Origin of the sequence: Flavobacterium psychrotolerans, from assembly GCF_003097635.1 — a bacterium.
GTDB lineage: Bacteria > Bacteroidota > Bacteroidia > Flavobacteriales > Flavobacteriaceae > Flavobacterium > Flavobacterium psychrotolerans.
The window spans coordinates 20616-34584 of record NZ_QCZI01000005.1 but is presented as its reverse complement, the minus strand read 5'-3'; the positions used below and the strand labels follow the sequence as shown (position 1 = coordinate 34584).

12 protein-coding genes are annotated in these 13969 nt (G+C 35.8%); 9 read left to right on the top strand and 3 right to left on the bottom strand.

Annotation, left to right across the window (positions count from 1 at the left end):
- Positions 1-131 precede the first annotated feature (131 nt).
- Positions 132-2633: a cation-translocating P-type ATPase gene (locus DB895_RS05185; RefSeq protein WP_116724306.1), complete on the top strand. Its 2502-nt coding sequence runs from the start codon at positions 132-134 to the stop codon at positions 2631-2633.
- Here DB895_RS05185 and DB895_RS05180 read toward each other — a convergent pair.
- Both DB895_RS05180 and DB895_RS05175 read right to left on the bottom strand, forming a co-directional pair.
- On the bottom strand, positions 2630-3493 hold the full coding sequence (locus DB895_RS05180) for a beta/alpha barrel domain-containing protein (protein WP_116724305.1): 864 nt from the start codon (positions 3491-3493) through the stop codon (positions 2630-2632). The two genes, DB895_RS05185 and DB895_RS05180, sit on opposite strands and share 4 nt — an antisense overlap.
- A 71-nt stretch (positions 3494-3564) precedes the next feature.
- Positions 3565-4584 (bottom strand): quinone-dependent dihydroorotate dehydrogenase, encoded by a 1020-nt coding sequence (locus DB895_RS05175; protein ID WP_116724304.1) that lies wholly within the window; start codon positions 4582-4584, stop codon positions 3565-3567.
- A gap of 367 nt (positions 4585-4951) precedes the next feature.
- On the opposite strand from DB895_RS05175, the gene ppsA reads away from it, so the two are divergent.
- From ppsA to DB895_RS05135, 7 genes are all read left to right on the top strand, one after another.
- Complete coding sequence (gene ppsA / locus DB895_RS05170; RefSeq protein ID WP_116724303.1) at positions 4952-7372, top strand: phosphoenolpyruvate synthase; 2421 nt, start codon at positions 4952-4954, stop codon at positions 7370-7372.
- Between the two features lie 12 nt (positions 7373-7384).
- Positions 7385-8140, top strand: coding sequence for an SDR family oxidoreductase (locus DB895_RS05165; protein WP_116724302.1), 756 nt, complete (start codon positions 7385-7387; stop codon positions 8138-8140).
- Positions 8141-8178: 38 nt separating this feature from the next.
- Complete coding sequence (locus tag DB895_RS05160; protein WP_116724301.1) at positions 8179-8625, top strand: OsmC family protein; 447 nt, start codon at positions 8179-8181, stop codon at positions 8623-8625.
- 220 nt (positions 8626-8845) lie between these two features.
- Positions 8846-10363 carry a trypsin-like peptidase domain-containing protein gene (locus DB895_RS05150; RefSeq protein WP_116724299.1) on the top strand — a complete coding sequence of 506 codons (1518 nt, stop codon included), beginning with the start codon at positions 8846-8848 and terminating at the stop codon, positions 10361-10363.
- A gap of 277 nt (positions 10364-10640) precedes the next feature.
- Positions 10641-10898 (top strand): zinc ribbon domain-containing protein, encoded by a 258-nt coding sequence (locus DB895_RS05145; RefSeq protein WP_116724298.1) that lies wholly within the window; start codon positions 10641-10643, stop codon positions 10896-10898.
- Between the two features lie 342 nt (positions 10899-11240).
- Entirely contained in the window at positions 11241-11660 is a 420-nt protein-coding gene (locus tag DB895_RS05140; RefSeq protein ID WP_116724297.1) for a hypothetical protein, read from the top strand.
- Between the two features lie 216 nt (positions 11661-11876).
- Positions 11877-12662 carry an RMD1 family protein gene (locus DB895_RS05135; protein ID WP_116724296.1) on the top strand — a complete coding sequence of 262 codons (786 nt, stop codon included), beginning with the start codon at positions 11877-11879 and terminating at the stop codon, positions 12660-12662.
- A gap of 106 nt (positions 12663-12768) precedes the next feature.
- Here the strand turns inward: DB895_RS05135 and DB895_RS14190 are convergent, their stop codons facing one another.
- Complete coding sequence (locus DB895_RS14190) at positions 12769-12966, bottom strand: hypothetical protein (RefSeq protein WP_133242645.1); 198 nt, start codon at positions 12964-12966, stop codon at positions 12769-12771.
- 331 nt (positions 12967-13297) lie between these two features.
- Here DB895_RS14190 and DB895_RS05125 point away from each other — a divergent pair, with 331 nt between their 5' ends.
- Positions 13298-13942 (top strand): heavy metal-binding domain-containing protein, encoded by a 645-nt coding sequence (locus tag DB895_RS05125; protein WP_116724294.1) that lies wholly within the window; start codon positions 13298-13300, stop codon positions 13940-13942.
- Positions 13943-13969 lie beyond the last annotated feature (27 nt).

Sequence of the window (13969 nt, the reverse complement as noted above, 5' to 3'; positions counted from 1 at the left end):
AATTTATACAATCTTAAGCAATAAAACGACTAAATTTTACATTAAATGAATAAATTTGCTGTACGAGGTTATTTATTGGATTTCAAAAATCCACAACCCATGTAATCTGAAAAAACCAATTATTTTTGGCCATGACTGACATCAAACAACAACCGAAAGGACTTTCAAATGAGGAAGTCTTGCAATCGAGAGCAAAAAATGGTTACAATTCATTGGATCACCAAGATAAAAATAATTTTATCACTTCCTTGATTGAAATGGTAAAAGAGCCCATGTTTTTACTACTGATTACTGCTACAAGTGTCTATTTTATCACGGGAGATTATGGCGATGGAATTTTTATGTCGGTTGCCATTGTATTGGTATCAACCATTTCCTTATATCAGGAATCAAGAAGCCGAAATGCTATTGAATCCTTAAGAAAATTAACACAGCCCAAAAGCAAAGTGATCCGCGACGGCGAAGTCATAGAAATACCAAGCGAAGAAATTGTTTTAGGAGATTTGATTCAAACGGAAGAAGGCACCTTTATTCCTGCTGATGGCATCATCATTCAATCGAATGATTTCTCGGTAAACGAATCCATATTGACCGGCGAATCACTTTCGGTATTTAAAAATGAAAAATCCGAAAATAAGCAAGTATTTCAAGGTACAATTGTGGCAAGCGGCTTGGCTATATGCAAAGTAACCGCCATAGGCAACCAAACCAATTTGGGAAAGATTGGGAAAAGTTTAGAAACCATTGCCGAAGAAAAAACCCCGTTACAAATTCAGATTGGGAATTTTGTGAAGAAAATGTCTCTTATTGGTTTAGTTATTTTTGTCATAGTTTGGGGAATCAATTATTATAATTCCAGATTCGTTTTAGATAGTTTACTCAAGGCACTCACCTTGGCCATGAGCATTATTCCTGAGGAAATTCCTGTGGCTTTCACAACATTTATGGCTTTGGGCTCTTGGCGATTAATGAAAATGGGGATTATTGTGAAACAAACTAAAACCGTAGAAACCCTGGGAAGTGCCACCGTAATTTGTACCGATAAAACAGGAACGATTACGGAAAACAAAATGACATTGGCAAAATTTTATACTTTATCATCCAATGCCATTTCAAGTCCAGAAGAGAAAAATATCAGTACAGAAGATTTAGAGTTGATGAGTCTATCTATGTGGTCTAGCGAACCTATTCCGTTTGATGCAATGGAAATAGCTCTGCATGAAGCCTATGCTAAAATAACTGTCAAGGATGAACGACCTAATTTTAAATTGGTTCATGAATATCCGTTAAGCGGAAAACCACCCATGATGACTCATGTTTTTGAAAATCAACACCGTACAAGGATTATCGCAACCAAAGGTGCGCCTGAGGCCATCATAGCCTGCTCCCATTTATCCGAAACGGAAACAAAACAAATTCTATCTGCGATGCAAACGATGACAAAAGAAGGTTTTCGTGTTTTAGGCGTTGGGGTAACTGAATTTTCAGGGACAAATTATCCTAAAACGCAACAGGAATTTTCATTTCAATTTAAGGGATTGGTTGCTTTTTACGATCCTCCAAAAGAAAACATCAAATCCGTATTTGAAACGTTCTACAATGCAGGAATTCAGATAAAAATTGTTACTGGAGATAATGCCGAAACGACTTCAACTATTGCGAAACAAATTGATTTTAGAGATTATAACAGAACTTTAAACGGGGATGAATTAATGAAAATGGATGACGCAACTTTGGATAAAAAAGTGATGGAAACAACCATTTTTACCCGTATGTTTCCAGAAGCGAAACTTAAAATCATAAAAGCTCTGAAAGACAACAACCAAATTGTGGCCATGACTGGTGATGGCGTTAATGATGGACCCGCTTTAAAATCAGCTCATATAGGAATTGCAATGGGTAAAAAAGGAACCGAAATTGCTAAAGATGCAGCCAATTTAATCCTTATTGACGATGATTTTGCAAAAATGACTGATGCCATTGCCATGGGCAGAAGAATCTATATTAACCTAAAAAAAGCCATTCAATATATTATTTCCATACACATTCCAATTATATTGATTGTCTTCATTCCATTGGCTTTAGGGTGGATTTATCCAAACATTTTTTCGCCAGTCCATATTATCTTCTTAGAAATAATTATGGGCCCTACTTGCTCCATTATTTATGAAAACGAACCGATGGAACCTAATTTGATGTTACAAAAACCCAGACCCTTAACAACTACTTTTTTTAATCTGAAAGAAATAATCATTAGCATAATTCAAGGATTGGTAATTACTCTAGGATTGTTATTTATTTACCAATACTGTCTAGGGGATGGTTGTAGCCAAAGCGAAACCAGAACGGTAATTTTCTTGACTTTGATTGCTTCAAATATCTTTTTGACGTTGGCCAATCGTTCCTTTTATTATTCGATATTCACTACTTTAAAATACAAAAACAATTTGGTTTTGATTATTATTGGAATAACAATTCTCATCACAAGTTTATTATTATTCATACCCGTTTTTTCTCATTTCTTTATGTTTGCAACGGTTTCTATGACTCAAATAGGGTTGAGTATTTTAGTGGGATGTATTTCGGTTTTATGGATAGAAATTTACAAAGGATTTAAACGAAGTAGGGCTTAATAGAATTCACTAAACAATTTGGTGGCTTCATTATAAGCGCTTTCAAAACTCATGGGACTGGTATTCGTATTTTCCTTTTGGGTAGTAAAATAAGACAATAATTTCTCGGTTGGCATATTTCCAGTCAAACTATCTGTAGCCATTGGACAACCTCCAAAACCCTGAATTGCCCCATCAAAACGACGGCAACCCGCTTTGTAGGCAGCATCTACTTTTTCAAACCATTTATTGGGCGTAGTGTGTAAATGGGCACCAAATTCTATTGAAGGGTATTTGGGAATTAAATTCGAAAATAAATACGAAATGACTTCGGGAGTTGAGCTTCCTACAGTATCTGACAGCGACAAAATTTTCACTCCCATTGCTGATAATTTCTCTGTCCATTCCCCTACTATTTCCACATTCCAAGGATCTCCATACGGATTGCCAAAACCCATCGATAAATAAGCTACAACTTCTTTATTACTATTATCGGCAATTTCAAGAATTTCCATTAAGGTAATGGTCGATTGGGCAATCGTTTTATGCGTGTTCCGCATTTGAAAATTCTCTGAGATAGAAAACGGAAAACCTAAATATTGAATTTCATTAAATTTTGACGCCAAAATAGCACCTGGAGTATTGGCAATAATAGCTAATAATTTACTTTGGGTTTGTGACAAATCTAATTGAGCTAAAACGTCAGCAGTATCCCACATCTGTGGAATGGCTTTTGGAGAAACAAAACTTCCAAAATCTATGGAATCAAATCCAACTCGCAATAAAGATTGAATGTAAGCCACTTTTCGTTCCGTCGGAATAAATGACTTTATGCCTTGCATGGCATCACGTGGACATTCAATGATTTTTATTGGCTTCATATTAAGGTCAAAGATAGCAAAGAATTGGATTTTATAAAATCATATTTTCAACCTATTTTTAAAACTACATTTTACAATCGTTCCAATATCTTTTTATTAATCGCTTTGACCAAACTAGGTCCTTCATAAATGAAACCAGTATAGAGTTGAATTAAGCTTGCTCCAGCATCCAGTTTTTCAATGGCATCCCCGGCACAATGAATCCCTCCCACTCCAATAATTGGAAAGGCTTTGTTGCTTTTTTCAGATAAAAAACGAATCACTTCCGTGGATCGTTTCGTTAATGGTTTCCCGGACAACCCTCCAGTTTCTGTCTTGTTTTCAGATTGTAAACCTTCCCGTGAAATGGTGGTGTTTGTGGCTATTACTCCGGCAATTTTAGTTTCTTTTACAATGTCGATGATATCCATCAACTGCTCGTCTGTCAAATCAGGTGCGATTTTTAATAAGATGGGTTTTGCTTTTGGCTTTGCCAAATTCCTATTCTGCAAATTTTGAAGCAATCGCGTTAACGGTTCTTTATCCTGCAATGCCCGAAGGTTTGGCGTGTTTGGAGAACTTACATTGATAGCAAAATAATCGACACAATCGTACAAGGCATCAAAACATATTTCATAATCTGAAGTCGCTTCTTCATTTGGGGTGAGCTTATTTTTACCAATATTTCCTCCTATTAAAACTCCTTTATTGCGTTTCAATCTTTCAGCGGCGTCACGAACCCCTCCATTGTTGAACCCCATTCTATTGATGATGGCTGCATCCGGCTTTAATCGAAACAATCGCTTTTTCGGATTTCCATCCTGTCCTACGGGTGTCAGCGTTCCTATTTCGATAAAACCAAAACCAAAGTTAGACAATTCATTATAAAGTGTTGCATCTTTATCAAAACCGGCGGCAAGACCAACTGGGTTTTTAAACTTTAATCCAAATACTTCTGTCTCTAAACGCTTGTCATTAACGTCATACAAGGCTCTAAAAAGGAAAGAAAATCCCGGAATTTTAGACAAAATTCGAATTAAGGAAAAGGTAAAATAATGCACTTTTTCGGGGTCAAACCAAAAAAGAATCGGACGAATGAGTAATTTATACATGGTAGTTTAGTTGTGTGGTGCAAAAGTAAAATTATCCATTTGATTTTTATCTTTTTGCACTGTTTTTTTACTTTTAAATCGAGTTCGTCAAAAAGGCGAAATCCTCAAATTCTTATTCAAAAAAATAATCCGTTTTACCTTTTATTTAAGTATAATTTCGTAATTTTAAGATAGTTATGTTTTTTTTGGCAATCAAAAAAATAATGTTGTCTATTTGTTATAAATGGAAATTGAAAAATGATTTAATATTAAAACCCAATCTCAAACATAAATCATAAAAAGATACAATCTTCAACAACTAAAATTTTATTTTTTCTTAGCTATAGTTTTCTAAACTATGGAATTCCAGAATTAAAAAAGAATTAAAATGACAACCTTAAAACACATTTTATTTTTCAATCAAATTACGATTGAAACAATCAGTGAAGTCGGCGGTAAAAATGCCTCCCTCGGTGAAATGTACAATCAACTTAACCCAATAGGCATTAACATACCTAATGGATTTGCACTAACTGCAGAAGCCTATCGCCTCTTCCGAGAAGCAAATCATCTGGAGAAACCCTTGGAAGATTTATTATTTTCATTGGATACAAAACAGTATTCTAATCTCTCTTCAATAGGAGAAAAAGCAAGAAGCCTTATTTTATCAGCATCAATACCCGATAAAATTCGCGATGAAATTGATACCGCATACCAATTACTGAGCGAACAATGCGAAACCAGCAATCTTAATGTAGCGGTAAGAAGTAGCGCCACATCAGAGGATTTACCTACCGCAAGTTTTGCTGGACAAATGCAATCCTTTTTGAATATAAAAGGTGCTGCACAGTTAATCGATGCCGTACACCGCTGTTTTATATCCTTATTCACAGATCGCGCCATCAAATACCGCCATGACATGGGCTTTGCAAAATTAGACATTGCCATTTCCGTTGGTGTACAACAAATGGTGAGAAGCGACAAAGCGTCATCTGGCGTAGCATTTACCATTGATCCAGATTCTGGATTCGAAAATACCATTATAATTAACGGCTGTTGGGGATTAGGAGAAAATATTGTTCAAGGTACGGTCACACCGGATGAATGGATGGTGTTTAAACCCACTTTGATAAACCCCGATTTGAATCCCATTTTAAAAAGACAGTGTGGAAGAAAAGAATATACGATGATTTATTCTGAGAAATCGGAAAGGAAATCCGCAGAAAAAACGATTATTAACACTGAAACCTCCTTAGAAAAACAAACCCAATTTTCGCTAAATGATAAAGAAGTGATTCAACTTTCACACTGGTGCCATCGTATTGAGAAACATTATAAAAAAGCAATGGACATCGAATGGGCTAAAGACGGCTTGAACAACCAACTCTATATCGTTCAGGCACGTCCCGAAACTGTTCAGGGGAAAACTAACAAACAAGTCCGGGAAATTTACAAACTCAAAGGGAAAGGCACCCTTTTGACACATGGAATCGCTCTCGGTGATAAGATTGCTTCCGGAAAAGCCCGAATCCTTAGCAGTCCCCAAGAAGGCAATTTGTTGCAAAATGGGGAAATCATAGTTACCGATTTGACCAATCCCGATTGGGATCCCATCATGAAAAGGGCTTCGGCAATCATCACCAACAAAGGCGGACGCACCAGCCATGCTGCTATTGTTGCTCGAGAACTAGGAACCGTTGCCGTAGTAGGTTGCGGCAATGCGACTTCCGTCATAAAAAACGGTCAGGAAATCACTGTTTCCTGTGCTGAAGGCAAAGACGGAAATATTTATGACGGACAGCTAAAATGGGAAATAAAAGAACTGGATTTTAGCAAACTGGAAATGCCAAAAACATATCCCATGTTCATCCTTGCCGATCCAGAAAGAGCCTTTGAAATGAGTCATTATCCCAATCAAGGCGTGGGTTTGATGCGTATGGAATTTGTCATTTCAAATACCATCAAAATACATCCATTAGCTTTATGTGCGCCCGAAAAAATTACCGATTCAACCGTTAGTACCGAAATAGCGGCATTGACCAAAGGTTTTTCCGATCCTAAAAATTATTTTGTCGATAAACTGGCAGAAGCGGTATCCATTGTAGCTGCTGCCTTTTATCCGAAAGATGTCATTGTGAGAATGAGCGACTTCAAAAGCAATGAATATGCCAACCTCATCGGTGGGAAATATTTCGAACCCGAAGAGGAAAACCCAATGATTGGCTTCCGTGGTGCCTCCCGTTACTACAGTGATTTTTACCGAAAAGGTTTCGCCTTAGAATGTGAAGCCATGAAAAAAGTGCGCAACGAAATGGGGCTGACCAATGTAAAACTGATGATTCCTTTTTGCAGAACCGTCGAAGAAGGTGAAAATGTACTTGCCGAAATGGCTAAAAACGGATTGGTTCAAGGCATCAATGGACTGGAAGTATATGTCATGATAGAAATACCAAGCAACGTATTACTGGCCGATGAATTTGCAAAACTCTTTGACGGATTCTCTATTGGTTCCAATGATTTGACGCAACTTACATTGGGACTGGATCGTGACTCAGCATTGGTTAGTTATTTATTTAGTGAAGAAAATGCGGCCGTCAAATCTTTAATCAAGGAAACCATTCGGGTAGCCAAACGTTTTGAAATAAAAGTGGGATTGTGCGGACAGGCACCGAGCGATATTCCTGAATTTGCAAATTTTTTGGTTAATGAAGGCATAGACAGTATCTCCTTTAATCCCGACGCGATGATAAAAGGTATCGAGAATATTTTAGAAGCAGAAAAGAAAACAAAAAGAAAAATTCTAATATAAGAAAACTCAATTATGGAAACAACATTCAAAAACAAAGTAGCTATCGTAACAGGCGGTGCATCCGGAATTGGTAGAGCAACTGCGTTAGCTTTCGTCAAAAAAGGAGCCAAAGTGGTCGTTGTGGATTGGACTGAAAATGAAGAAACACTCAACCTTATAAAAAATTTAGGAGGGGAAGCCATTTTCGTCAAATGTGATGTATCAAAATCCGCGGATGTAAAAGCAATGATAGAAAAAACCATTGCTAAATTTGGCCGATTGGATTATGCATATAACAATGCGGGAATTGAAGGTGCGTCAGCATCTACACTAGATTGTTCAGAGGAAAACTGGGACAAAACCATTGCCGTCAACCTAAAAGGAATTTGGCTTTGTATGAAATATGAAATCCCAGAAATACTGAAACAGGGAAAAGGAGCAATTATCAATTGCTCGTCTGTAGCAGGAGTGGTAGGATTCGCCGGCTTGCCCGCTTATGTGGCCTCCAAACATGGTGTTGTCGGATTAACAAAAACCGCAGCTTTAGAATATGCTAAACTCGGAATCCGGGTGAATGCGGTTTGCCCCGGTGTAATACAAACGCCTATGATTGATCGGCTTACCGGAAATAGCAAAGAAGCCGTAGAACAGTTTACAGGTTTAGAACCCATAGGACGCTTTGGACAACCTGAGGAAATAGCCAATGCGGTGGTTTGGATGTGTTCCGATGAAGCTTCCTTTGTAACTGGCCATGCGATGGTCGTGGACGGCGGATTTGTGGCTCAATAATTCTTACGAACTTATTTTTTTACTAAAAATCTTGAGAAATGCAAACTTACGAAGTAAACCTAAAATGGACTGGCCGCAGAAAAGGACTTTTAAGTTCCCCTGTTTTGCCACAAAATATTGAAGTGGCCACACCGCCTGATTTTCCGAAGGGAATGGAAGGAATCTGGTCACCGGAACATTTATTCGCAGCATCAATAAACAGTTGCCTAATGACGACTTTTTTGTCCATCGCCGAAAATTCAAAATTGGAATTTATAAGCTTTGAGAGCAAATCCATTTGCAATATTAATAACATTGAGGGAAAATTTACTATAACCGAAATCCTCCTAAAACCAAAAATTGTTATCCCTAATTCACAAAAGCCGGAAAGGGCAAAACATATTTTGGAAATGAGCGAAAAAGCCTGTTTGATTTCTAATGCAATAAAAACAACCATTCGGTTAGAGCCCGAAATTATCGTTGAACACAGTCTCATTTCTAAATAGAAAAAACACGATTTTAACTAAAAATAAAATAGAGCAAAACCTTTCCAAGGAAATCAAAATTGTAGCAAACATTCCCAAAACCCGTTGCCAAAAAATAGTATGACTGTTACTAAAAGCCCGAGGAATTGCATTGGCCAAAGAAAATCTGTCAACATTAGAACAATCATAAAATGATTTAGGAATCCCAAAAAAGTAAATTTTAATAAAAACCATTTCAGTCATGACAACATTTAAAAAAAGGAATTGGAAAGGTCTAGGAATTTGTTGGTTGTTTACGCTTCTATTGTTCCATGGATGTCAAGCACAGGATAAGAAATCCGAAAAAGATATTGGAACTATTCAGAAAAATGCTACCCAAAACCCTGATGAAATTTCTTATACGAGTAATGTCGATTTCAAATTGGCCGCAAAGATAGCGACACCTGGTGTGGTTCACATCAAATGTACTTTTAAACCACAAATGTATCGGGATGAAAATGGGAATGATTTTTATAATATCCCTGATCCTTTAAGAGATTTTTTTAAAGATGAGCCCTTTTTCAAACAATTTAAATTCCAAATTCCCAAATCTCAACAATATGAATCCGAGCCAATAATTGGCAGCGGTTCCGGTGTAATACTGACCCCTGACGGATACATTGTCACCAATAATCACATGGTAAAGGACTCCGAAAAAATTAACGTAACTTTATACGATGGACGTTCCTACACGGCTAAAATTATCGGCACTGATCCGCAAACTGATCTTGCACTACTCAAAATTGACGAAAAGAATCTTTCATTTATTATGTTTGGCAACAGTGACAACATAGAAGTCGGTGAATGGGTAGTTGCGGTAGGGAATCCTTTTAATCTGGCATCGACTGTTACTGCTGGAATTGTAAGTGCAAAAGCCCGGAACATCAACATACTTAGCGATCATGATGCCATCGAATCATTCATACAAACTGATGCGGCTGTCAATCCCGGTAACAGCGGCGGAGCATTGGTAACATTGGAAGGAAAATTGATTGGAATCAATACCGCCATAGCAACACCAACAGGAGTTTATGCGGGTTACGCTTTTGCCATTCCTGTAGACATTGTAAAAAAAGTGACAAATGACCTCATGAATTTTGGTTCCGTTCACAGGGGTGTTTTAGGAATAGGTATCCGTGACATGAATAGTGAAATCGCAAAAGAGATAAAAATTGACCGTGCAAATGGTGTTTATGTCGACAGCGTGGCTACAAACGGAGCGGCAAAAGAAGCTGGTATCAAAGCAAAAGATGTAATTATCAGCATCGATAATGTGGAAACTTCTACCTCCTCCAAATTACAGGAGATCATTATGCGAAAACGTCCTGGCGATAAAGTGAAAATTACACTGATTAGAAACGGAAATGAAAAAAAGGAACTTACAGCTATACTCAAAAAACAGGAAGAAACTGCTAAAATCATAAAAACCAAAAGCACCGATTTGCTAAAGGATTTGGGAGTTGAGCTCGTTGTGATCAATAATGAAGACCAAAAAAAATATAAAATTAAAAACGGGCTAAAAATCACAAAACTTTACGACGGAAAACTGAGACAATTAACTAAGGTACGAGAAGGATTTATAATTATGGCAGTCAACAATAGAGCAGTGACTACTATTAAGTCCTTTGTTGAGGCCGTTGAAGCACAACGAGGCGGCATAATGCTGGAAGGAAAATATGCTGGCGACCCAACTTTTTACTATTATGCTTTTGGCATGTAAAAACAAATTACATGCTACAATCAGACACAATACGGAAACCCATGGATGAAAAAAAACTTTTATACTTGTATCAAATGCTGCTCATTTGATGTTTTGAGAAGATAGCAGCCGAGCAGTATACCAAAGCCAAAATCAGAGGATTCTTTCATTTATTGGAAAAGAAGCAGTATATTGATATGTTATGAGGAGATAAAATCAATGAAAAATGGATAGAAGACATGTATGATAAAAAATAATTTATAATGAATAAAATATTGTAACAATCAAAAAAAACATCATGGAAAATAAAATATTATGTCAAAGTTGTGGAATGCCACTTGACACAGAAGCAGTAAAGGGAACCGAAAAAAATGGTTTGAAAAATAATGAATATTGCAAGTATTGTTATGAAAATGGCGCTTTCAAAGATTCAAACATGAATTTGGATGAAATGAGAAACAACGTTAAAAACCAAATGAAAAAATTGGAATTACACGAAAATGCAATTCAAAAAGCAGTTAATATTTTACCTATGTTAAAACGCTGGAAAAGTTAATACCCATCTAAATTTATTCACCAATACAAAACGATGTCGCAACAAAAATAACACCTGTCGCAAAGCCTTTCAAAATGACGAATACATATTCCTTAACGAGAGAAGATGTTGCCGTTACTGAGATTTTTTTGTGGGAAGCAAAAGATTATTGAAGGAATTTGGAAAGGAACGCATTTCCATAACATAATTCCCAACTACCTTAAAAACAAAAAATTAGAATCAATATAACTTAATTATTTTTCAATAAAAAGAACATATTACGATTGTCGTCTAATTGTTTTTTGTAACTTTATGTAGTGTTGTTTTTTGACTAATCAAACTTTAACTTAATAATTGAAAAACATGAAAAACTGGAAAAAACAAACCGGAGTTTGGATTGATACCTCCAAGGCAATCATAGTAACACTTTTTGATGGTATAGAAGATATAACTGAAGTTCAGTCAGGTATTGAAAATCGGATATATCATGACGATGAAGTTCGTAAAGGAACTTTTTCAAGGAATCGTCATGCTGGCAACGAAACAAAATTTGACGAACAAAAAAAAAATCAACTCGACCATTTTTTAATAGACGTATTGTCACAAGTTAAAGAATCAGACGAACTCTATATTTTTGGTCCTGCTGAGACCAAGTCAAAACTAGAACAAAAAATATACAATGAAAAATGGATTGATTTCCACAAGCTAAAATCTGTTGAGACAGCCTCTGGAATGTCCCCCAATCAAATTCTGGCCAATGTTAAAGATTTTTACAAAAACTAGAGTTGAATCGCCTAAATTATTGAATGAGATGCGATTTAACTCTTGTTAAAAATTCAGTTTTAGTATAACTTCTAACGCAGGGTAGTCATTGGCTTAAGCATAGATACTTTAAAAATCGTAACATCAGAAAATTAAAAGGATTCAGAATTACTAATACTTTTTTTTGTGACATTATTTACACGTTAGATTTTTTATTTTTGTGTAAAAACTTTTGTTATGCAAATTAAAATAGAAGCTATCCAAATTGCCGAATCTTTCAACATAAAGAAATTCCGTACTGAATTCCACACTGAAGCCTTTTCTGGATCAACTTCAGAGGTTTTCTACGCTATAACAAAAACTAGTAGCTACTTGTATGTTTTTGACTATGGAGTTGTCGTTTTTGCAAATTATGATCCTTTAGCTAAGGACGAATTTATAAAAATTATAAAAAATTATGCGACCACTTTAGTTGATCTGAATTTATTTGAGGAATACCGAATTGAAACCGATGTGGCATTGCACAAAATAATTGTGAAAAATGATTATGTTATTGTTCCTCAAATTGATCCCTCGATATTACGAATCGCTATGCTCAACACAGGACAATCTGTCGCTTTAGAATATTATGAAGTTTTGACGGACGAACTTATTACTTCCTCAAAACACTACATACTCGAGTTGGAAAAACGCGGTAAACTCAGTATATCTAAAACCAATTTACTTAAATATATTGGAAAAGTATTGAATGTCAAAAATAGTATTGTCGACAATTTATATATTCTGGACGACCCTAACCTAGTTTGGGATCACGAGGAACTCGACCTGCTAAATCGCCAACTTAAAGCTAATTTCGACATCAATACGCGATTTAAAGACCTAGATTATCGCCTGCAAATTGTAGAAGATAATCTGACACTCTTTACTGATGTTTTAAACGTAAGGGAAAGTTCACGCTTAGAATGGATTGTCATCATATTAATTCTTATCGAAATACTGATCGCTTTATTTTTTCACAGGTAATCAGAATAACAATTTATCTCCCGTATAGATTTTAACAAATATTTAGTGATTAATCCTCTCTGTTTTTTGTATATTTGATTACTCATTTCGTGCATATGAAAAGCTATTACATTTTATTAATCGTTGTTTTTGGATTCTTTATGGCTCCAAATGTGGCTTTTGCATGTAATTCAAAATGTTGTGCTAAGGAGATTACATCGGCTAAAGCACATAAGGGCTGTTGTGAAAAAAACTCTAATTCAAAAGAGAAAAACCATGATGGATGTGGCAAGAAATGTGATCCATCTTCCTGTAAATGTCCCATTTCTCATAATAGCATAGTTATCCCTTTTGAAACAAAGTTGAAGTCAATGTGCTTTAATTTTTCTTCGGATAAAAAAATAAATCATAACGATGAAGCCTTTATTTCTTCTGGTTTCCGTTCCGTTTGGCTTCCTCCTAAAATAAGCTAAATTCCAATCTTCACAGCCATAGTTCTGTCTTCTTTAAAACAATTGAATTAATAATTCCGTTTGTTTTGAAAGGATGATTATAGAAAAGTACCATAAATATTTAGCGGTTATTTGTGTAATCTCTAAGTGGTTAAGTCTACTAATTTTTATAACTTTAACATATTAATTAAAAAAATAAAAAAAATGAAAAAATTAATCATCGTACTAAGCGTATTCTTAGCCGTCAGTACAGTAACATCAGCTCAAGAAGTTACAACAACTCCAAAAAAAGAAATGGAAAAAACAATTTATTCTTGCCCAATGCATCCTGACGAGATGAAATCAAGCCCCGGAAAATGCTCTAAATGTGGTATGGATTTGGTGAAAACTACCGAAAAAATGGATACTCATGCTACAAAAGGAAGTCAGCCTAGGACTAAGGTTGTGACAAAATATGTTTGCTCAATGGACGGGTCAATTTCCGACAAACCTGGCAAATGTTCTAAATGTGGAATGGAAATGGTAAAAACCACCGAAAAAATGGATACTCATGCTACAAAAGGAAGCCAGCCTAGGACTAAAGTTGTAACAAAATATGTTTGCTCAATGGACGGGTCAATTTCCGACAAACCTGGTAAATGTTCTAAATGTGGAATGGAAATGGTAAAAACTAATGAAAGAATTTACAACCATACTATAAAAGGAAGTCAAGCAAATAGTGAAGTTGTTACAAAATACGTTTGCAAAATGGATGGATCAACTTCCGACAAACCGGGTAAATGTTCAAAATGTGGTATGAAAATGTCAAAAGTTGACGATGATAAAAAAGAAGAAAATCATAAACATTAATTCAAAGTAATAAATTTACCTATGGGA

What these genes read in the sequence shown, in the direction of transcription:
- DB895_RS05185 (WP_116724306.1), top strand. Translation starts at nt 132, where the DNA reads ATGACTGACATCAAACAACAACCGAAAGGACTTTCAAATGAGGAAGTC.
- DB895_RS05180 (WP_116724305.1), bottom strand. Translation starts at nt 3,493, where the DNA reads ATGAAGCCAATAAAAATCATTGAATGTCCACGTGATGCCATGCAAGGC.
- DB895_RS05175 (WP_116724304.1), bottom strand. Translation starts at nt 4,584, where the DNA reads ATGTATAAATTACTCATTCGTCCGATTCTTTTTTGGTTTGACCCCGAA.
- ppsA (WP_116724303.1), top strand. Translation starts at nt 4,952, where the DNA reads ATGACAACCTTAAAACACATTTTATTTTTCAATCAAATTACGATTGAA.
- DB895_RS05165 (WP_116724302.1), top strand. Translation starts at nt 7,385, where the DNA reads ATGGAAACAACATTCAAAAACAAAGTAGCTATCGTAACAGGCGGTGCA.
- DB895_RS05160 (WP_116724301.1), top strand. Translation starts at nt 8,179, where the DNA reads ATGCAAACTTACGAAGTAAACCTAAAATGGACTGGCCGCAGAAAAGGA.
- DB895_RS05150 (WP_116724299.1), top strand. Translation starts at nt 8,846, where the DNA reads ATGACAACATTTAAAAAAAGGAATTGGAAAGGTCTAGGAATTTGTTGG.
- DB895_RS05145 (WP_116724298.1), top strand. Translation starts at nt 10,641, where the DNA reads ATGGAAAATAAAATATTATGTCAAAGTTGTGGAATGCCACTTGACACA.
- DB895_RS05140 (WP_116724297.1), top strand. Translation starts at nt 11,241, where the DNA reads ATGAAAAACTGGAAAAAACAAACCGGAGTTTGGATTGATACCTCCAAG.
- DB895_RS05135 (WP_116724296.1), top strand. Translation starts at nt 11,877, where the DNA reads ATGCAAATTAAAATAGAAGCTATCCAAATTGCCGAATCTTTCAACATA.
- DB895_RS14190 (WP_133242645.1), bottom strand. Translation starts at nt 12,966, where the DNA reads ATGGGACATTTACAGGAAGATGGATCACATTTCTTGCCACATCCATCA.
- DB895_RS05125 (WP_116724294.1), top strand. Translation starts at nt 13,298, where the DNA reads ATGAAAAAATTAATCATCGTACTAAGCGTATTCTTAGCCGTCAGTACA.